Raw genomic sequence first — 19,269 nt, 5'->3', positions numbered from 1 at the left:
TCCGCGCCGGACATCCCCACCGGATCTCGAACCACCCACCAGGACGGCCCGATGAGCGAGTTGGTACCCGGGGGCAATCTGCCCCTCCCGGGCGGCAGCGTGACCGTCCGGGTGCCCGGCCCCTTCGATGTGTCGGCGCTCATCACCGACGACAGCGGCAAGGTCCGTGGCGACGCCGACTTCGTGTTCTACAACCAGCCCTCCGCGCCGGGCGCCCGTCTGCACGGCGACACACTCACCGTCGACCCGCCGCGTCTGCGCTCCGGGGCGACCCGGGTCACGGTGGTCGTCAGCCCCGCCGACCCCGGCACTCCCCTGGGCCGGCTGCCCGCGCCGGTGCTCCAGGTCACCGACCAGGGCGGGCGCCCGATCGCCCGGTTCACCCCGCCGCGTCCGGGGCCGGAGACGGTGCTGCTGCTCGCCGAGGTCTACCGGCGTGGCGCCGGCTGGAAGGTGCGGGCCCTGGGGCAGGGGTACGCGGACGGACTGGCGGGGATCGCGCGCGACTTCGGGGTGGACGTCATCGAGGACGCGACGCCCTCACCGGACCGGCGGACAGCCGCCCCGCCCATGCCCAGCGCCCCGCCGATGCCGACGACCCGGCCCACGATGCAGACGCTGGCAGCCGTGAACGTCCCGCACTCCCCCGCCCCTGACGGCTTCGTGGGCCTGGTCAACTCGGCCCGTGCGGGCGCCGGTTCACCGCCCGTCACTCTCGACGCCCGTCTCGCCTCCGCCGCCCAGGCCCACGCCGCCGCCATGGCCGCCTCGGGCACGCTCGGCGTCGAGGGCCGTGACGGCGTCTCCGTGTACCAGCGCATCACCGCCGCCGGGTACACGTATGTCACCGTCGGCGAGCACCTGGTCTCCGGTCCCCGCACACCCGACGAGTTCGTCGCGTACTGCCTGCGCACCGAACTCGCCCGCCGCACCCTGCGGGACCCGGCCTTCACCCATGCCGCCGTGGCCCACGTCAGCGGCGGCCGCTCAGGGGATACGTTTTGGACGGCTCTGTGGGCCAGGCCCCTCACACCGGGCGACCTGTCCCGCACCGCGACCGAGGTGGTCGACCTGACCAACCGGGAGCGGACCCGGGCCGGGCTGCGCCCCCTGTCCGCCGACCCCACGCTCACCACGGCCGCACAGGCCTACAGCACCGACATGGCGACCCGCGCCTTCTACTCCCACACCTCCCCCGAGGGAACCCAGCCCTGGGACCGGGCGGCCGCCGCGGGCTCCCGGATGCGGGCGATCGGAGAGAACATCGCGTGCGGCCAGCGCTCGGCGGCCGAGGTCGTGGAGGGCTGGATGAACAGCCCGGGACACCGCGCAAACATCCTCAAGCCCGACTTCACCCACATAGGCATCGGCTTCGCGGGCGGCGGCCCGGCGGGCACGTACTGGACGCAGCTCTTCGGCGGCTGACCGGATCCGTCCCGTCGGGGGGCCGGTGTGAGAGCGGGGACCGGGGTCGAAGTCACGACACGCCGCGATCTAGGCGGAACGGGACCGTCCGGGACAGGATGCCCGCATGAAGGGTGACCTCTTTTCCAGTGAGCACATGGTCCAGCCGGCCGCGGCGCCGGGTATGACGATCGAGAACGCCAAGTGCATCAAGTACGCGGTGAACGGCGAGATGCACGCCCGGCAGGGCGCCATGGTCGCCTACCGCGGCAACCTCCAGTTCGAGCGCAAGGGCCAGGGCGTGGGCGGCATGCTCAAGCGGGCCGTGACCGGTGAGGGGCTGCCGCTGATGGCGGTGCGCGGACAGGGCGAGGCCTGGTTCGCGCACGAGGCGCAGAACTGCTTCATCGTCGACGTCGACCCCGGCGACGAGTTCACGGTCAACGGCCGCAACGTGCTGTGTTTCGACGCCTCGTTGTCGTACCGGATAGCGACGGTGAAGGGGGCGGGCATCACCGGCGGCGGTCTGTTCAACAGCGTCTTCACGGGGCAGGGCAGGCTGGGGCTGATCTGCGACGGCAACCCCCTGGTCATCCCGGTCTCGCCGCAGTACCCGGTGTACGTCGACACGGATGCGGTGGTCGGCTGGACCGCGGGGCTGCAGACCTCGCTGCATCGCTCGCAGTCGCTCGGCTCGATGCTGCGCGGCGGCTCCGGGGAGGCCGTGCAGCTGATGCTGCAGGGTCAGGGCCATGTCGTCGTGCGGCCTAGTGAGGCGACACCGCAGAAGCCGCAGCAGCACTGAACCGACCCCGCGAGGTGATCTGCGCCTCACGAGCAACCCTCTCCGCCCTGCCGACGTCTTGATCGACAACAAGTGAAGCCCCGGCCGAGCTTTCGGCCGGGGCTGGTTCTCAACGCTCTATACACGCCATGTATACCGATGACGTATACGCAGGATGTATACACTTCATGCATACCCACAGAGTAGACACGGCGTGTATATCGATCGAAAGGCATCGATGTACGGCAAGGCATTCGCCCCGGAGTACCAGGGCGCCCTCACCACCCTGTCCGTGAACTCGTCGCTCACCGACGTACTGGCCGCCGGCACCGAGCAGTTGAGAGCGGCCGAGGAGACCGGGCAGCACGGCGAGGCGGCGCGTTCCGGGCTCGCGGTCGCCGAGGCGCACCGCAGGCTGGGGCAGGTCGGGGACGCGGACCGGGCGTGGAAGGCCAGCTACCGTGCCGCCCGGGAGGCCGGTGACACCGGGGCGATGGCCTGGGCGCTGTGGAGCGGCGGCACACTGGCCCGCCAGCGTGGCGCGTTCCCGCTGGCCTGGCGGCTGCTCCAGCTCGCGGCCGACCTCGGCGAACGCGGCGGCGACATCGTCGTACGCGGCTATTCGCTGGCCGGGCTGGCGGAGACCGGCCGGATCCAGGGCGACTACGAGGCCGTCCACGAGCTGCACGAGCAGCTGCTGGCCGAGGCCCGGCGGCGCGGCGAGGCGCGGCACACCGTGTGGGCGCTGGAGGGCATCGCCCAGATCCATCGCAACACCGGCTCCTACGACAAGGCGTACGACCTGTTCGAGGAGGCGGCCGGCATCGCCGCGCGCGCCGACGACCGGCGGGGGCACGCCTGGGCGCTGCGCGGTCTCGCCGACGTCGTCTCCGTGCGCGACGGCGACGTGGAGCGGGCGCTGACGCTGCTGAGCGAAGCGGAGACCGGCTGCCGTGCGATGAAGCTGTCCAGCGCGCTGGCCTACAACCACAAGATGCGCGGCAACGTCCTCTACCGCGCGGGGCGTTACGCCGAGGCGCGCGAGATGTACGAGCAGGCGCTCGCGGAGTTCCGCGCCATGAGCGAGCCGCGCGGGGAGGCGCTGTCCCGGCTGGGGCTGGCGAAGTCGCGGGCCCGGCTGGGGCGCGACCGTGCCGAGACCGCCGCGGAACTGGCCGAGCTGGCCGGGGTGCTGGAGCGGATCGGGCTGCGGCACGCGCGGGCGATGGTGGCTCGGGCGCAGGAGGAGTTCGGCGTCGACGCGCAGGCCATGGCGGGGGTCGGACGGTGACGGCGCTCCCTTCGGCGGTCCGCGTCCCCGTCGCGCCGGACGCGCTTCAAGTCCTTGACCGATGCCGGGCGTTGGTGCGGCCCGCGCTGCGGGAGGCGGTGGGGCGGACGCACCCCTGGGTCGGTGAGATGGCCGCCTACTCCTTCGGCTGGTGCGAGGTGGGCGGTGCCCCGGCCGTCGCCTCCGGCGGGAAGGGCGTACGGCAGGCGCTGGCGGTGCTCGCCGCGGAGGCGGCCGGTGCGCCCGGGCCGGTCGCGGTGCCCGGGGCGGTCGCGGTGGAGCTGGTGCACGCCTTCTCCCTGCTGCACGACGACATCATGGACGGCGACGAGGCACGGCGCCGCCGCCCCACGGTGTGGAAGGCGTACGGCACGGGCCCCGCCGTTCTCGCGGGCGACGCCCTGTTCGCGCTGGCCGTCGAGACGCTCGCCGTCGCGCCGGCGGGGCCTCGGGGGGTGCGACTGCTGTCGGTGGCGTTGCAGGACCTGGTGCGCGGACAGGCGGACGATCTGCTGTTCGCCACTCGTCCTTGGACGGGGCCGGAGCGGGTGCGGCCGGACGAGTACCGGACGATGACCGAGCTCAAGACGGGCGCCCTGCTGGGCTGTGCCGCCGCGCTGGGCGCCCTGCTCGGCGGTGCGCCGCCCGCGACCGTCGCCGCGCTGGACCGCGCGGGCCGGCATCTGGGCGTCGCCTTCCAGATCGTGGACGATCTGCTGGGCATCTGGGGCGACCCGGCCGTCACCGGCAAGCCGGTCCACGGCGATCTGCGGGAGCGCAAGAAGACCTTCCCGGTGCTGGCCGCGCTCGACTCCCCCACCGCCGGCCGGCTCGCCACGCTGCTGGAGTCGCCCGCCGACCTCGGCGAGGTGGCGGCGTCGATCGAGGAGGCGGGCGGTCGCTCGGCCGCGCTCACGGAGGCACGGCGTCATGTCGCCGCAGTGGAGAGGGCACTGGAGGACGTACCGCTCGCGGCGGGGCCCGCCGACGAGCTGCGGGCGCTGCTGGACTTCCTCGTGCGGCGCGATCTGTGAGAGCGCGCAGGCCGTCGGGTTGACCGGTGACGTCCGGCCACGTCAGGGTGCAGTTCCCGCCCCGCACCGGAAAGGTGACCGCCTTGATCGGGATCTCGGACGTCGAAGCCGCGGCCGGCCTCATCGCCGGACATGTCGTGCACACCCCGACCGTGCCCAGCCCCGGTCTGTCGGCCCTGCTCGGCGTCCCGGTCACCGCCAAGCTCGAACTCCTCCAGCGCACGGGGTCGTTCAAGGCGCGCGGGGCGACGGCGAAGCTGCTGTCGCTGAGCGACGACCAGCGGGCCGCCGGGGTCGTGGCGGTCAGCGGGGGCAACCACGGCATCGCCCTGGCGATGACGGCGGCTGTCCATCATGTGAAGGCCACCGTCGTCATGCCGCGTTCGGCGCCCGCGCACGCCGTCCGGATCGCCGGGGACGCCGGGGCGTCGGTGCGGCTGACGGACGACATGGACGGCGCGTTCTCGCTGGTCACGCGACTGCGGGACGAGGGGCTCACCCTCGTCCACCCCTTCGACGACCCGCTGGTGATCGCCGGTCAGGGCACCGTGGGGCTGGAGCTGGCCGAGGACGCGGGCGACCTCACGGACGTGATCGTCAGTGTCGGGGGCGGCGGCCTCATCGCCGGCGTCGCTGCGGCGCTGCGGGCCCGCCGTCCTGATGTGCGGATCTGGGGCGTGGAGACCGAGGGCGCCGAGGCCATGTCCCGGGCACTGGCGGCGGGCGGTCCTGTGCCGGTGCCGCTGTCGTCGATCGTGTCGACGCTCAGCGCGCCGTCCGTCTCGCAGCTGACGTATGACCATGTGTCCGCCCTGGTCGACGAGGTGCTCGTGGTCCCGGACCGGGAAGCCGTACGGGGTGTGCTCGACCTCGCCGAACACGCCAAGCTGTGGACCGAGCCGGCCGCCGGCTGTCTGCTGCCCGCGGCCCGGCGGGTCCTGGAGCGGGTCGGGGACGGCGCCCGGCTCGGTCTTGTCGTCTGCGGGGGCAACGCGACGACCTCGGACGTGCTGCGCTGGGCGGCCGATTTCGGCCTTCGCTGAAGCATTCAGACTCAATTTCCCGGTTGTTTTCCGAAGCTTACTGATGCGTAAGAAAGCAAAGGAAAAGAAGCGGCCTTTGGTTGAGGTTTTCGTTGAACGCTTCCCGTCATGTCCCCCGTACTTCCTGTGAGAAATCAGAGCCCGGGGTTCAGCGAGGGATGACCATGGTCAAGGCGCGTGTCACCACAGCCGAGTTGGTCGCCGGAAGGTATCGGCTCGTAGATGTCGTCCAGCGCGAGACGAATCGCGTCGGCTACTACGGCGAGGACATGGAAACCGAACGCCCGTGCCTCCTCACCCAGATCGGGCTCCCGGACGATCCGAGCCCCGACGACCGGCGCCGGACCACGTCCCGCATCCTGCGCACCTCGGAACGGATGGGGCTGCTGCGCCCGGGCCGGGTCGCCACCGTCCTGAACGCCGTCGAGGAGTCGGGGACCCTGTGGATCGTCACCGAGTGGATCGACGGCACCACACCCCTGGGCGAACTCATCGCCCAGCAGGGCATGTTCAACCATGTGCGGGCCGCGCGCATCGGCCTCGAACTGCTCGACGTGCTGGAGGCCGCGCATGTCGCGGGCATCACGCACGGCGAACTGAGCCCCGGACAGGTGTTCGTGGGCGGCGACGGGTCCGTCATGGTCACCGGCTTCGGACTGGCCGGCGCGACCCTCGCACCCCGGGTCGCGGCACCGTCGTACGCCTCGCCGGAGCAGGCCCGGGACGAGCGCATCGGGCCGGCCTCCGACCTGTGGGCGCTCGGCGCGATCCTCTACACGATGCTCGAGGGCCGACCGCCCTACCGTGAACGTGACCGGCCCGAGGCCACTTTGAAGGGGGTCGACCGGCTTCCGCTGCGTGCCCCGGTGCGCGCCGGGCCGCTCACCCAGTCGGTGCAGGGGCTGCTGCGCAAGGACTCCCGGGAGCGGCTGAGCCGGCCGGTGGTCCGCGATGCCTTCGTACGGGTCCTCAGCGAGGATCCCGAGGCGGCCACGGAGCCGCTGCGGCACCCCCGAGTGCGTGGCCGGTTCCCGGTGGGACCCACCTGGGGCAGACGGGCCATGGTCGCCGGCACGGCCCTGGCCGTGGTCACCGTCGCGGCCGCCGTCCTGGTCGTGACCAACAGCCGGTCGGACGACTCCGGTCCCTCGTCGGCGGGTTCGGCACCCTCCCCGTCCGCCTCCGCCGGCCCGCCGACCGGCCAGGCGCCCACGGCCACGCCCAGTACGCCGCCCTCCGCGGAGGCGACGACCCCGACACCGACGGGCTCGGCGCCCCCCACCGCGTCCCCGTCGGGCACGGCCCTGCCGCCCGGCTACCGCACATACACCTCACCGGACGGCTTCTCCGTCGCCCTGCCCAAGGGCTGGGAGGCGGTGGCCACCAGCCGTGCCGGGGACGTGGCGTACCGCTCCTTCTTCAGCGCCGACGGCGATCCGCGCAAGCTGACGGTCACCTACAGCGAGGCCCTGGGCCCGGACCCCGTCGCCGTGTGGCGCGACGACGTCCAGCCCGATCTGGAGGAGCGGACCGGCTTCCGGCGCATCGGCGACATCAAGGCGACCACGTACCAGGGATACGAGGCCGCCGACATGGAGTGGGTCTCCGACAAGGACGGCACCCGGCTGCGCACCTTCGGCCGCGGCTTCCTCATCGCCGAGCACCGCGGCTACTCCCTGCGCTGGACGACCCCGGAGGACGACTGGGACGACCCGGAGAACCAGGAGGCGCTGGATGTGATCCTGCGGACCTTCCGGGTGCCCGAGGACTGATCAGCCCGACGCCCGGGGTGCGCGCATCGCCCGCAGCGGCATGGTGTGCAGCGGGTCGGTGCGCCAACGGGCCGTGAACGTCCGGTCCTTCAGGGAGCACGTCACCTCCAGGTGGTGCGGGGTCTCCAGGAAGGCGATGTCCGCGACGAGGGTGCCGGCGTCTCGCCGGCCGCCGCTCACCGCGGTGGGCACGGGTCCCTCGGTGACGGTCCATCCGGCGTCCCCGAGGCGTACGTCGAGCCGGTGGCCGTCCTCGGTGAGCGTCAGCGTCCAGCCGGTCGCGTCCGGTGCGAGGTCGATCGCCGTCAGCTTGGGCAGGGCCACGCAGACGCCTCCGTCCGGGGTGAACGCGGCGGCGGACCAGGCGTCGGCCTCCTCGGGCGGCAGCGGCTCGCCCGCGGCGGGCGGCAGCGCCATGCCGGCCAGCCGCTGTGCCAGCTCGGCGTCCGCCTGCTCGCCGCCCGCCACGGGCGTCGGTCCGAACGCGGGCAGCAGATGTTCCCAGACCAGGTTCAGCAGGGCCTGCATCTCCCGGGTGTCCGCGGTGGTCGCGATCACGGCGTCGTGCTCGGGCAGCACGATGCAGAACTGCCCGAAGGCGCCGTCGCCGCGATAGCCGTGCCGGGACATCCAGAACTTGAAGCCATAACCCTGCTGCCAGTCGTCGCCGGGCATCAGACCGGCGTTCGGGACCTGCGTGCGCGTGGCCTCGGCCACCCACCACTCGGGCAGCAGCCGCTCGCCCTCCCAGACGCCGCCGTTCAGATACAGCTGGCCGAGCCGGGCGATGGCGTCGGTGGTGGCGTGCAGCCCGCTGAAGCCGAACTCACGGCCGCCGCGGTCGGTGAGCCAGGCGATGTCGCCGATGCCGAGCGGATCCAGCAGCCGCGGCCGCAGATACTCGGTCAGCGACTGGCCGCTGGCGCGCTGCACGATGGCGGAGAGCGTGAAGGTGGCCGGCTGGTTGTAGGCGAAGACCGTGCCCGGATCACGCTGCGGGGGCACCAGGAGGAAGCCGCGCACGAGGTCCTGGCCGTCGCGTTCGTACGCCTGGAAGACGGTGTCGCTCTCGTGCCCGCTGGCCATGGACGCCACGTGCCGCACGAGCATGGCGCGGCTGCGCGGGTCGGTGATGTCGGCGTCGAACTCGGGGAAGTACGAGATCACCGGGTCGTCGAGCCGTATCAGCCCCTCGCCGGCGGCTATCCCGGCGGCGGTCGAGGTGAAGCTCTTGCTGATCGAGTAGAGCAGCTGCGGGCGTTCGGGGGTGTACGGCGCCCACCAGCCGGAGGCGACCAGGTGGCCGTGGCGCAGGATCATCAGGCTGTGGGGCTCGATCGCGGGGGCGGCGTCGAGGGCGTCGAGGAAGGCGAGGACACCGGCGGCGTCGACGCCCTGGGCGGTGGGGGTGCTCGAAGGCAGCGGGCGAACAGGCATGCGGGCATCCTCTCCCGGCGCCGGGGCGAGGGCCGACACATTTACCGGGCAGGATCCGTGTGCGCGGGTGCCATAGGCTGCCGGTCGGCACTTTTGCCTTCCGAACAGCCTGTACAGGAGAGTCATCCGTGAGCCTGGCGATCGTCCCGTCCGAGACGTCCCCCGCGCCCCTGTCCGACCTCGTCGCCCGGGACGCGCGCGAGTTCGGGGTCTACGCGCGGACCGGTGGGTGGGCCTTCGGCCTGATGGTGGCGCGCAGTGTGCGGCCCGGCGGGCAGGGCGCGGACGAGACGCCCAAGGTCTCCGCGAAGGAGTTCGCCGAGCTGGCCGGATGTTCGGCGGAGCGTGTCATGCGCTACTACAAGGCGTGGGACCGGGCCGCCGACGACGGTCTCGTGCCGCACTTCGAGGCGCTGGCACCGGGCCAGGAGGTGGAGCTGCCGGACTCCGACGTCTGGCTCAGCTACTACGTCTCCCGCAACAGCGCCACCTCCGAGCGCGGCACCGCCATCGCCGAGGCCGCCGAGGCCGAGGGGATCCGCCCGACGAAGGCGCTGGAGGTCGCCGAGAACCCCACCGCGCTGCGCGCCGCGATCCTCGCCGACCCCTCGACCGCCCGCGCCGCCCGCCAGGCCCTCCTCGACCGGGTCCGCGAGGACCCCGACCTGCAGGCCGAGCTGGCGCGGGACGTCGTACGCACCGACGATCTGAAGAAGGCGGTCGCGACCGAGAGCCGCTCCGCCGACCGGATCGGATACGTCCGTCAGATCGCCGAGTCCGGGCAGATCAAGACGCCCGCCGGGCAGACCGTGGACGCGCCGGTGGATGTGCGGCAGGAGGCCGAGCGTCATCTGTCGCTCATCGACGAGCTGGAGGAGGACGAGGACACCGGCGAGTGGGCCACGGACGCCTACGACACCATGAAGTCCCTCGTCGCCGAGGCCGTGGAGGCCGATCCCGAGCTGCGGGTGCAGGAGCGGCGGACGAAGTTCTACAACAGCCTGCAGCGGGCGACGAAGGTCTTCGAGGAGCTGACCTTCGACGACGTCCAGGAGTTCGTCGAGGACGACATGGTGCAGCAGCTGGAGGAGCTCCAGCAGGCCATCGCCACCTGCATCTCGGCTCTGCGCGCGGCGCGGTAGCCCCGTCCTGGGGGCCGGTCCGCCGCCGCTCACTCCGTGGCGCGGCGGCGTGCCCACAGCGGGAGCACGAACCAGCACAGCACGTACCAGACGACGATGCCCGCGACCAGCCAGACCACGAAGTCGTCGTGGGTGGCGACCCGCAGGATCAGCAGCAGCGAGCCGGCCATGGTGCACAGCAGCAGGAGCAGGCCGACGAAGGTCATCTTGGAGGCCCACTCCACCGCCTGCGGCTTGATGCGCCGCCCGGCGACGAGCCTGTGCAGTGCCACGGGGCCGATCAGCGCGCCGGTGGCGGCGGCGCCCACGATCACCGTCGCGATGTAGATGTTCTGGTCGGTGTCGGCGAGGCTGTCGTACTTCGTGGTGAAGACGACGGTGAGCAGGAAGCCGAACAGGATCTGGACGCCCATCTGGGTCACCCGGACCTCTTGGAGGAGCTCGCCCCATCTGCGGTCGGCTCGCTCCTCCTCGCTCTCGTCACGGCCGGTCCGTCTTTCCTGCTCGGTCATGCCGGTACGGGTAACCCCGCCGCGCCTCTCTCAAACGGGGCGGCGGGGCCACCGGCGCTTCTACCAGCGGTTTTCCACCTGGTCCTTGATCCGCCTGTCGTACAGCTCCCGGATCGCGGTGAGGGTGTCGCCGGACAGCTCCGGCAGTGCGGCGGCGGCCGCGTTGGCGCGGGCCTGCTCGGGCGAGCGGGCGCCGGGGATGACGGTGGTCACGCCGGGCTGCTGGATGATCCAGCGCAGCGCCAGCTGGGCCGGTGTGACGCCCTGCGGGGCGAGGGCGGCGAACTCCACGGCCGCCTCGACACCGGATGCGTAGTCGACGCCGGAGAAGGTCTCGCCCTGGTCGAAGGACTCGCCGTGCCGGTTGTAGGTGCGGTGGTCGTTCGCGGGGAAGACGGTGTCCTTGGTGTACTTGCCGGACAGCAGGCCGGAGGCCAGCGGGACGCGGGCGATGATGCCGACGCCCGCCTCCTGCGCGGCGGGCAGCACCTCCAGCAGGGGCTTCATACGGAACGCGTTGAGGATGATCTGCACGCTGGCGACGCCGGGCCGGGCGATCGCGGTGAGCGCCTCGGCGCAGGTCTCCACGCTGACGCCGTAGTGGGCGATGCGCTCCTCCTCGACCAGGGTGTCCAGGGCGTCGAACACCTCGTCGGTCGAGTAGACGGGCGTCGGCGGGCAGTGCAGCTGGACCAGGTCGAGGCGGTCCACGCCGAGGTTGCGCCGGGAACGGTCGTTCCAGGCGCGGAAGTTGTCGAGAACGTAGTTCTCGGGGATCTGGTCGACACGGCGGCCCATCTTGGTCGCCACGAAGATGTCCAGCTCGGGCCGCTCCCGCAGGAACGCGGCGATGGTCTGCTCGCTGCGCCCGTCGCCGTACACATCGGCCGTGTCGAAGAAGGTCACCCCCGACTCGACCGCCGCCTCCAGTACCGAAAGGGCTTCCTTGTCGTCGACGTCTCCCCAGTCGGCACCCAGCTGCCAGGTGCCGAGACCGACGACGGATGCCCGCTGACCCGACCTACCGATTACACGCTCGTCCATGGCGTCAGTCTGCCATTTGGTCGTGCGCCTGCGCGGAGCGGGCCCCTCCGCTCCGTCACCTGTGAATCCTTCACTCACAAGAGTGAATCCGTTCGGTGGGCAAGCGGTTACCCCCGGGCACGTCCCTAGCTTGACCCTGTGATCGACAAGTTCACCCGCAGGGGCTTCCTCCGTGCCGCCGCGCTGGGCGCCGTACCGACGTTCCTCCCGGCGGATCCGGCCGTCGCGGCGCAGGAGTTGCCGGACTTTCCGCCGGGCGTGGCGCTGGGCCGCTCGGCGTACCGCAACTGGGTCGCGGAGATCACCGCCGACGGGCTGTGGGCCTGCGCCCCGGCCGGCCCGGAGCAGGTGGTCGAGGTCGTCAACTGGGCCTGGCGGCACGGCTGGAGAGTGCGCGCCCGGGGTTCCTCGCACGGCTGGTCGCCGCTGACGATCACCCGGGGCACCCCGCCGGACGCGCCGGTCCTCCTCGTCGACACGGCGACCCACCTCACCGGCCTGGCCCTTCAGTCCCCGACCTCGGTGCGCGTCGGCACTGGCGTCACGCTGGAGGCCCTGCTGACCCATCTGGAGGGCCACGGCCTCGGCGTCACCGCCGCACCCGCGCCCGGCAACCTCACCCTGGGCGGCGCCCTGGCCATCGACGCGCACGGCACCGCCGTACCGGCGCGGGGCGAACAGCGGCTGCCCGGCCACACCTACGGCTCGCTGAGCAATCTCGTGCTGTCGCTCACGGCGGTCGTCTGGGACGAGGAGACTGGCGCGTACGGCTTGCGGACCTACGCCCGGGACGAGGCGGACTGCGCCGCGCTGCTCACCCATCTCGGCCGCTCCTTCGTCACCGAGGTCGTGCTGCGGGTGGGCGCGAACAGCGATCTGCGGTGCGTCAGCCGCACGGACATCCCGGCCGGGGAGTTGTTCGCCGCGCCCGGCGGCGGTGGCGGGGGACGCACCTTCGCGAGCTTCCTGGACCGGGCCGGGCGGGTCGAGGCGATCTGGTTCGCCTTCACCGAGCATCCGTGGCTGAAGGTGTGGAGCGTCTCCCCCACCCGGCCGCCGGGTTCGCGGCGGGTGCGGACGCCGTACAACTATCCGTTCTCCGACAGCGTCCCGGGCCCGGTCGCGGACCTGGTCGGGCACATCATGGCGGACGGGGCCTGGTATCTGGCGCCGCTGCTCGGCGCAGCGCAGTACGACGTGGCCGCGCTCGGGCTGGTGGCGACGGGGTCGGCGGACATCTGGGGGCCGTCCAAGAACACGCTGCTGTATCTGCGGCCGACGACGCTGAGGATCGCCACGAACGGATACGCGGTGCTGACCGGCCGGGATCAGGTGCAGCGCGTGGTCGCCGAGTTCACCGCCTTCTACCGCGAGCGGCTCACCGCCTACGCCGACCGGGGACGTTTCCCGGTGAACGGTTCGGTGGAGATCCGGGTGACGGGCCTCGACGATCCGGGGGACGTCGGGGCGGCCGGGGCGCGGACCCCGCTGCTGTCGGCGCTCCGGCCGCCCGAGGACCGCCCCGAGTGGGACACCGCGGTGTGGCTGAACATCCTGACGCTGCCGGGGACGCCGTACGCGGAGGAGTTCTGCAGCCAGTTGGAGCGGTTCCTGCTGCGCACCTTCGACGGTGAGCACGCGATGACGAGGGTCGAGTGGTCGAAGGGCTGGGCCTATACCCGCGACGCCGCCTGGAGCGACGGCGAGGTGCTGGGGCATGTGGTGCCGGGCAGCTTCGGGGAGGAGGCGTGGGGGCAGGCCACCGAGGTGCTGGACCGGCTGGATCCGCACCGGGTGTTCGGCAACGCCTTCCTGGACCGGCTGCTGCGGTGAGGTGCGGCTACTCGCGGGGCGCCCTGGCCTGCGCGGTGCGCGCCAGCTTCGGGCCGAGCCAGCGCTTGAACCGGCGCATCGCCTCCAGCCGCCCGGCCGCCCGGTCGATCCGGTAGTACAGCCGCGGCGGCACATGGGGCAGCAGGGGTGAGTGGCGCTGGCCGAGCAGGGCGAACATCTGCTGCGGGGGCAGGTGGATGTAGCGGGGCAGATCCTCGTACCACCGGGCGCTGTGGCCGGCCGCGCTCTGGAGGGTCAGCAGGGCCTGCTTGCGCCGCTGTTCGTAGCGGGTCAGGGCCTGCGGGAGGGTGGGCCGCTCGTGCAGTGCGCCGGACAGGGCGATGGCGTCCTCCAGGGCGAGGGTCGTGCCGGCGCCGATGGAGTAGTGGGTGGTGTGGGCGGCGTCGCCGATGAGGACGAGGTTGCCGCGGTGCCAGGTGCGGTTGGTGACGGTGCGGAAGTTCAGCCACGGGGCCTGCGCGGACGGGCGGCCGATGAGGGGGTGGCCGTCGAGGACGTCCGCGAAGAGCTTCTCCAACAGGACCAGCCCGTCGGGTTCGGGCGCGGTGTCGAGGCCGAGGCCGGTCCAGGTCTCCGGGGCGCACTCGACGACGCAGGTGCTCGCCTCGGGGCCGTAGCCATAGCCGTAGCACCAGATCCAGCCGTGGTCGGTCTCGACGAACGCGAAGGTGAAGGCGTCGAAGACCTTGGTCGTGCCGAGCCAGGTGTAGCGGTTGCGGCCGGTGTCGATCCGCGTTCCGAAGTGGTCCGTGTGCCGGGTGCGCAGGGCGCTGTGCACGCCGTCGGCCGCCACGAGCAGGTCGGCGGCGGGCAGGTCGTCCGGCGTGATCAGGCTCTCGAACTCCAGCCGTACGCCCAGTGAGCGGGCCCGCTCGGCGAGGATCCGCAGCAGCCGGTGGCGGCCGATGCCGTGTCCCTCGTCGCCGGGCTGGCGGGTCGTCAGGTCCCGTACGTGGGCGACTCCCTCGCTCCAGCGGACCGAGCTCGCCTCGATGGCGCGGGCGGTCTCGGGGTCGTGCGCGTGGAGCTGGTCGAGCAGTCCGCGCCAGTAGGTGACGCCCCAGCCGTAGGTGGAGCCCTCCGCGTCGCGTTCATGGACGGTGAGGTCGTGGGACGGGTCGCGCAGCTTGAGCAGGATCGCGAGGTACAGGCCGGCGGGCCCGCCTCCGACGCAGACGATCTTCACGCGCACCACCATCACGGATCCCGCCAGTTTCTACGGGTGAGACACGCCACTGCCGCCACGCCCGTCCGCGAAGGATCACCGGGAACGCGATCTCCAGGGGAAGGAATTCCCCGTTCCGGGGAGCCCGGCCACCTCTCACGGCAAGATCACCTTCGTTCAACCTTGCATGACATGTAGGCAATTGTCCGGATCGCAGCCAACCACTCGCGACCGATTTCTCCCGCTCTCATCCGGCCCGATAGGCATGCGGGGTCCACATCCGAACGCATCACCGAACCACACCCAGGAGATCCGCATGCCGGAACTCAGTCGTCGTCATGCCCTCACCGTCGCGGCCGCCCTCGCCACCGCGGCCGGTGCCGGGGTGGCCGCCTCCCCCACCACGTCCGCCGCCGACGGGCACGATCACCATTCCCCGGCGTCCTTCGACGAGGTCTACAAGGGCCGCCGGATACAGGGCCGCCCCGCCTCGGGCGGCGCCCATCAGCATCACGGCGGCGGCTACGCCGTGTTCGTCGACGGCGTCGAGCTGCATGTGATGCGCAACGCCGACGGCACCTGGATCAGCGTCGTCAGCCACTACGACCCGGTGCCCACCCCACGCGCCGCGGCCCGCGCCGCCGTGGATGAGCTCCAGGGCGCCGTACTGCTGCCCTTCCCCGCCAACTGACCCACCCCACCAGCACTTCGGAGCACCCGCGACCATGACCGTCCGCAAGAACCAGGCCACCCTTTCCGCCGACGAGAAGCGCCGATTCGTCGCCGCCCTCCTTGAGTTGAAGCGCCTCGGCCGCTACGACTCGTTCGTCACCACGCACAACGCCTTCATCGTCGGCGACACCGACAACGGCGAGCGCACCGGCCACCGTTCACCGTCGTTCCTGCCCTGGCACCGCAGATTCCTGCTCGACTTCGAACGCGCCTTGCAGGAGGTGGACGCCTCGGTCTCGCTGCCGTACTGGGACTGGGGCACCGACCGCTCGATACGGTCCTCACTGTGGGCGCCCGACTTCCTCGGCGGCACCGGGCGCAGCCGCGACGGACAGGTGATGGACGGGCCGTTCGCCGCCTCGGCCGGCAACTGGCCGATCAACGTGCGCGTCGACGGCCGCACGTATCTGCGCCGCTCGCTCGGCACCGCCGTACGGGAGCTGCCGACCCGGGCCGAGGTGGAGTCGGTGCTGGCCATGCCGACGTACGACATGGCGCCGTGGAACAGCGCGTCGGACGGTTTCCGCAACCACCTCGAAGGCTGGCGCGGCGTCAATCTCCACAACCGGGTGCATGTGTGGGTGGGCGGGCACATGGCGACCGGCATGTCACCCAACGACCCGGTGTTCTGGCTGCACCACGCCTACATCGACAAGCTGTGGGCCGACTGGCAGAGACGGCACCCCGGCTCCGGGTATGTGCCGGTGGCCGGGACGCCGAATGTGATCGATCTGGGCGACACGATGAAGCCGTGGAACGACGTGCGCCCCGCGGATCTGCTGGACCACACCGCGCATTACACGTTCGACGCGGCCTGAGCGCCTGTTGCCGATGCGGCCATGCCCGGTCGCACTCCGGCTGACCCCCACTGCGGCCTCACCTCGGCGGTACCCCCATGGGCGGCGGTGGCAGCCGTGCTGGCCTTCACTGTCTCCACGGCGGACGCTTCTGCCCTCGAGGGGCGGGACGCGGCACGGTCGGGGTGCAGCAACGGCACCTTCACCGGATTCGCCTCGTGGGAAGGCAACAGCGGGAACATCGACGGCACGCTCACCGGGGACCTCAACCCCCCGACCAGCCAGGCCACCTGGGTCGCCCACCGGGAGTAGGGCTGCCCGGCCCAGTCGGTGCCCGTGCCGCCGATTCCTCAGAAGCAGTTCGAGGAAATCACCTCGTCGTCAGGCCTCGGCGGTACGGCAGTCCGGGTGGCCCCAGCCCTGGGCGTTCTTGGCGATCGGCTCGCCCGCCGCATAGCCGCGGCCGCACACGCACCGGCCGGGGAACTTGGCCTTGATGGTGCGCGAGGAGCTGCCGTTCTTCCGGGACGCCGCCGCCTTGCGGCGCGGGGCCTTGGTCTGCGGGGTGTCCGGGGAGGGCGGGGGCTCCGGTGAGCCGAGCTCGGTGCCCGCGGACTCCTGCACGACGGCGGCCTGGCTGGCGGCACGGTCGGCGAAGTCGTTGAGCGGGTCGCCGTCGACCTGGTGGGCGGGTACGTAGCGGAACTCGACCTTGCGGCCGTCGAGCAGTTCGTCGATGCGTACGACCAGGTCCTGGTTGGCCACGGGCTTGCCGGCGGCCGTCTTCCAGCCGTTGCGCTTCCAGCCGGGAAGCCAGGTGGTGACGGCCTTCATGGCGTACTGCGAGTCCATGCGGATCTCCAGCGGTACGCCGGGGTCGGTCGCGGCGAGCAGGCGCTCGAGGGCGGTGAGTTCCGCGACGTTGTTGGTGGCCTTGCCGAGTGCTCCCGCCTCCCAGCGCACGGGGGTCTCCGACTCGTCCGCCACCACCCAGGCCCAGCCCGCCGGCCCGGGGTTTCCCTTGGAAGCCCCGTCGCACGCGGCCACAACTCGTTCAAGCATGTGCCCGATCATGCCATGGGCCGGCGGGCGGTCCGCCCGCCGCTGCCTATACCTCCGTCGTCTTCGGCATCTCGCCCTCGGTGGTGGTGACGTCGATCACCGAGAAGTTGGCGCCCTGTGGGTCGCTGAGCGCGGCGAACCGGCCGAACGGCGAGGTCATCGGGCCGAAGCGCAGGATGGCGCCCTGCTTGGTGGCGCGGGCCACGGCGTCGTCGCAGTTCTCGACGGAGAAGTAGAGGTTGATGTAGGAGGGGACCTCGGGCGGGAACTCGTCGGTCATCTGCATCCGGCCGAGCACCATGTCCTCGCCGATCGAGTAGATCCGGAAGTCGACCGCGTCGTCCTCCATCTGCTTCGAGCGGTAGCCGAAGACCGCCGGGAAGAAGGTGTCCGCCTTCTCCCGCTCGCGGGTGAAGACCTCGCCCCAGCAGTAGGCGCCCGGCTCCTCCGCCGGCGCCTCGAAGCCCTCGTGGGTGCCGGCCTGCCACAGGCCGAAGACGGCTCCGCTGGGCTCGCGGGCCAGGCACATGCTGCCGAAGTCGCCGACCGCCATCGGCTCCATCAGGATCTCGCCACCGTTCTCACGGATCTTGGCGGCGGTGGCGTTCACGTCGGCGGTGGCGAGGTAGAGGCACCACTGCGACTGACCCTCCTGGCCCGGCATGGGCGGGACGACCGCGGCGGCGGCCTTGTCGTTCGCGTAGGCCTGCGTGTAGTTGCCGTACTCCGACGCCTGCTCGCCGAACGTCCAGCCCAGGACGTCTCCGTAGAAGTTCTTGGCCCCCTCGATGTCGCTGAACATCGCGTCGGCCCAGATCGGGGTTCCCTCAGGTTTCACGGCCATGACTGCGGCCCTCTCCCGGATCGGTGAGTTGTCCGGATTCTTACGCTAGTCACCGGGCCGTCGGGTCGCGCGCCGAATGCCGGGTTCCGTTCCAGACTGGGAAGGCGGGGGCCGGACGGCGGACGGGGCTCGGGATGGCGGACGGGACGATGCGGGCGTGGTCGGTGGCCGGGGCGGGGGCGCTGCGGCTGGTGGACAGGCCGGTGCCGGTGCCCGCGGACGACGAGCTGCTGGTGCGGGTGCGGGCGTGCGGGGTGTGCCGTACGGATCTGCATGTCGTCGAGGGGGATCTGCCGGTGCACCGGGCGGGGGTGACGCCGGGGCACGAGGTGGTCGGGGAGGTGGCCGGGGTCGGGGCGGCGGTGCGTGGCTTCGGCGGCGGGGAGCGGGTGGGGGTGGCGTGGCTGCGGTGGACCGACGGGACGTGCCGCTACTGCGTGCGTGGGTCGGAGAACCTGTGCCCCGGCTCGTCGTACACCGGCTGGGACGCCGACGGCGGGTACGCCGAGTACACGACCGTGCCGGCCGCGTTCGCCTACCGGCTGCCTGACGGGCCGGACGACGTGTCGCTCGCGCCGCTGCTGTGCGCCGGGATCATCGGGTATCGCGCGCTGCGCCGCTCGGCACTGCCCGCGGGCGGACGGCTCGGGCTGTACGGGTTCGGCGGCAGCGCTCATCTGTGCGCGCAGGTGGCGCTGGCCGAGGGTGCCACCGTGCACGTCCTCACACGCGGGGCGGCGGCGCGGAAGCTGGCGCTCGATCTGGGGGCGGCCTCGGCGCGGGACGCGTACGACTTGCCGCCGGAGCCGCTGGACAGCGCGATCCTGTTCGCGCCGGCCGGGGAGCTGGTGCCGGTCGCGCTGCGGGCGCTCGACCGGGGCGGCACGCTGGCCATCGCCGGCATCCACCTCAGCGACGTCCCGGCGCTGACGTACGAGAGCGACCTCTTCTATGAGAAGCAGGTGCGCAGCGTCACCTCCAACACCCGCGAGGACGGGCGTGAGTTCCTGGCGCTCGCCGCCGAGCACTCCGTACACGCCACCACGCACACTTATCCGCTGTCGCGGGCGGACGAGGCGCTGCGGGATCTCGCGGCGGGGCGCTTCGACGGGGCTGCGGTGCTGGTGAACGACCTGTCCTGACCCGCGTAGGGCTGGGGCGCGCACGATACCGACTCACGCCCGCCCGTCCCGGCGATCACCACCGGCGTGAAAGATCGGCTCCGTGCGCCGTCCGCCCCCGGCGAGGGTTTGCACCACCCATGTGAAGAAACCGCCCCCTTCACGCCGTACCGGGCAAACCACCGGCGCTGTTTGGCTTGTCCCTGCGACGCGTACGGCCCATCCGTGCCA

At 71.9% G+C, this 19,269-nt stretch carries 18 protein-coding genes; 12 read left to right on the top strand and 6 right to left on the bottom strand.

Features of this window, described 5'->3' with window-relative positions:
• The first annotated feature begins 51 nt into the window (after positions 1-51).
• The 6 genes from IE325_RS27355 to IE325_RS27330 all read left to right on the top strand — a co-directional run bounded on the left by IE325_RS27355 (position 52) and on the right by IE325_RS27330 (position 7,328).
• Positions 52-1,425 carry a CAP domain-containing protein gene (locus IE325_RS27355; RefSeq protein WP_190072737.1) on the top strand — a complete coding sequence of 458 codons (1,374 nt, stop codon included), beginning with the start codon at positions 52-54 and terminating at the stop codon, positions 1,423-1,425.
• Between the two features lie 106 nt (positions 1,426-1,531).
• Positions 1,532-2,209 (top strand): AIM24 family protein, encoded by a 678-nt coding sequence (locus IE325_RS27350; protein WP_190072736.1) that lies wholly within the window; start codon positions 1,532-1,534, stop codon positions 2,207-2,209.
• 217 nt (positions 2,210-2,426) lie between these two features.
• Positions 2,427-3,479, top strand: a complete 1,053-nt coding sequence (locus IE325_RS27345) for a tetratricopeptide repeat protein (protein WP_190072867.1) — start codon at positions 2,427-2,429, stop codon at positions 3,477-3,479.
• The gene (locus tag IE325_RS27340) at positions 3,476-4,513 is read left to right on the top strand and encodes a polyprenyl synthetase family protein (protein WP_190072735.1); all 1,038 of its coding nucleotides are present in this window, start codon (positions 3,476-3,478) and stop codon (positions 4,511-4,513) included. Before IE325_RS27345 ends, IE325_RS27340 begins: the two co-directional genes overlap by 4 nt.
• 83 nt (positions 4,514-4,596) lie before the next feature.
• Entirely contained in the window at positions 4,597-5,556 is a 960-nt protein-coding gene (locus tag IE325_RS27335) for a threonine/serine dehydratase family protein (protein ID WP_190072734.1), read from the top strand.
• A 158-nt stretch (positions 5,557-5,714) separates the two neighbouring features.
• Complete coding sequence (locus tag IE325_RS27330) at positions 5,715-7,328, top strand: serine/threonine protein kinase (RefSeq protein ID WP_190072733.1); 1,614 nt, start codon at positions 5,715-5,717, stop codon at positions 7,326-7,328.
• Here IE325_RS27330 and IE325_RS27325 read toward each other — a convergent pair whose 3' ends face one another.
• Complete coding sequence (locus IE325_RS27325; protein ID WP_190072732.1) at positions 7,329-8,765, bottom strand: serine hydrolase domain-containing protein; 1,437 nt, start codon at positions 8,763-8,765, stop codon at positions 7,329-7,331.
• A gap of 128 nt (positions 8,766-8,893) precedes the next feature.
• Between IE325_RS27325 and IE325_RS27320 the strand changes: the two genes are divergently transcribed.
• A complete protein-coding gene (locus IE325_RS27320; protein ID WP_190072731.1) occupies positions 8,894-9,907 on the top strand; it encodes a hypothetical protein in 1,014 nt (337 codons plus the stop codon).
• 29 nt (positions 9,908-9,936) lie between these two features.
• Here IE325_RS27320 and IE325_RS27315 read toward each other — a convergent pair whose 3' ends face one another.
• Both IE325_RS27315 and IE325_RS27310 read right to left on the bottom strand, forming a co-directional pair.
• Positions 9,937-10,419 carry a DUF6328 family protein gene (locus tag IE325_RS27315; RefSeq protein ID WP_190072730.1) on the bottom strand — a complete coding sequence of 161 codons (483 nt, stop codon included), beginning with the start codon at positions 10,417-10,419 and terminating at the stop codon, positions 9,937-9,939.
• Positions 10,420-10,479: 60 nt separating this feature from the next.
• Positions 10,480-11,463: an aldo/keto reductase gene (locus IE325_RS27310; RefSeq protein WP_190072729.1), complete on the bottom strand. Its 984-nt coding sequence runs from the start codon at positions 11,461-11,463 to the stop codon at positions 10,480-10,482.
• Between the two features lie 138 nt (positions 11,464-11,601).
• On the opposite strand from IE325_RS27310, the gene IE325_RS27305 reads away from it, so the two are divergent.
• Complete coding sequence (locus IE325_RS27305; RefSeq protein ID WP_190072728.1) at positions 11,602-13,296, top strand: cholesterol oxidase substrate-binding domain-containing protein; 1,695 nt, start codon at positions 11,602-11,604, stop codon at positions 13,294-13,296.
• A gap of 7 nt (positions 13,297-13,303) precedes the next feature.
• Here IE325_RS27305 and IE325_RS27300 read toward each other — a convergent pair whose 3' ends face one another.
• Positions 13,304-14,509 (bottom strand): FAD-dependent monooxygenase, encoded by a 1,206-nt coding sequence (locus tag IE325_RS27300; protein WP_190072866.1) that lies wholly within the window; start codon positions 14,507-14,509, stop codon positions 13,304-13,306.
• Between the two features lie 289 nt (positions 14,510-14,798).
• On the opposite strand from IE325_RS27300, the gene melC1 reads away from it, so the two are divergent.
• From melC1 to IE325_RS27285, 3 genes are all read left to right on the top strand, one after another.
• Positions 14,799-15,173: an apotyrosinase chaperone MelC1 gene (melC1, locus tag IE325_RS27295; protein ID WP_190072727.1), complete on the top strand. Its 375-nt coding sequence runs from the start codon at positions 14,799-14,801 to the stop codon at positions 15,171-15,173.
• A gap of 34 nt (positions 15,174-15,207) precedes the next feature.
• Positions 15,208-16,032 (top strand): tyrosinase MelC2, encoded by an 825-nt coding sequence (melC2, locus tag IE325_RS27290; RefSeq protein ID WP_190072726.1) that lies wholly within the window; start codon positions 15,208-15,210, stop codon positions 16,030-16,032.
• A 96-nt stretch (positions 16,033-16,128) separates the two neighbouring features.
• Positions 16,129-16,323, top strand: coding sequence for a hypothetical protein (locus IE325_RS27285; RefSeq protein ID WP_190072725.1), 195 nt, complete (start codon positions 16,129-16,131; stop codon positions 16,321-16,323).
• A gap of 69 nt (positions 16,324-16,392) precedes the next feature.
• On the opposite strand, the gene IE325_RS27280 is transcribed toward IE325_RS27285, so the two are convergent.
• Together IE325_RS27280 and IE325_RS27275 are read right to left on the bottom strand one after the other, a co-directional pair.
• On the bottom strand, positions 16,393-17,085 hold the full coding sequence (locus tag IE325_RS27280; protein WP_190072724.1) for a ribonuclease H family protein: 693 nt from the start codon (positions 17,083-17,085) through the stop codon (positions 16,393-16,395).
• A gap of 34 nt (positions 17,086-17,119) precedes the next feature.
• Positions 17,120-17,917: a VOC family protein gene (locus IE325_RS27275; protein ID WP_190072723.1), complete on the bottom strand. Its 798-nt coding sequence runs from the start codon at positions 17,915-17,917 to the stop codon at positions 17,120-17,122.
• A gap of 149 nt (positions 17,918-18,066) precedes the next feature.
• On the opposite strand from IE325_RS27275, the gene IE325_RS27270 reads away from it, so the two are divergent.
• Positions 18,067-19,059 carry a zinc-binding alcohol dehydrogenase family protein gene (locus tag IE325_RS27270; RefSeq protein ID WP_190072865.1) on the top strand — a complete coding sequence of 331 codons (993 nt, stop codon included), beginning with the start codon at positions 18,067-18,069 and terminating at the stop codon, positions 19,057-19,059.
• The last annotated feature ends 210 nt before the right edge of the window (positions 19,060-19,269 follow it).

This window comes from Streptomyces lanatus (assembly GCF_014655715.1).
In the GTDB taxonomy this organism is placed as follows: Bacteria; Actinomycetota; Actinomycetes; order Streptomycetales; family Streptomycetaceae; genus Streptomyces; species Streptomyces lanatus.
The sequence above is the reverse complement of the archived record's forward strand: the minus strand, read 5'-3'. Positions and strand labels throughout refer to the sequence as shown.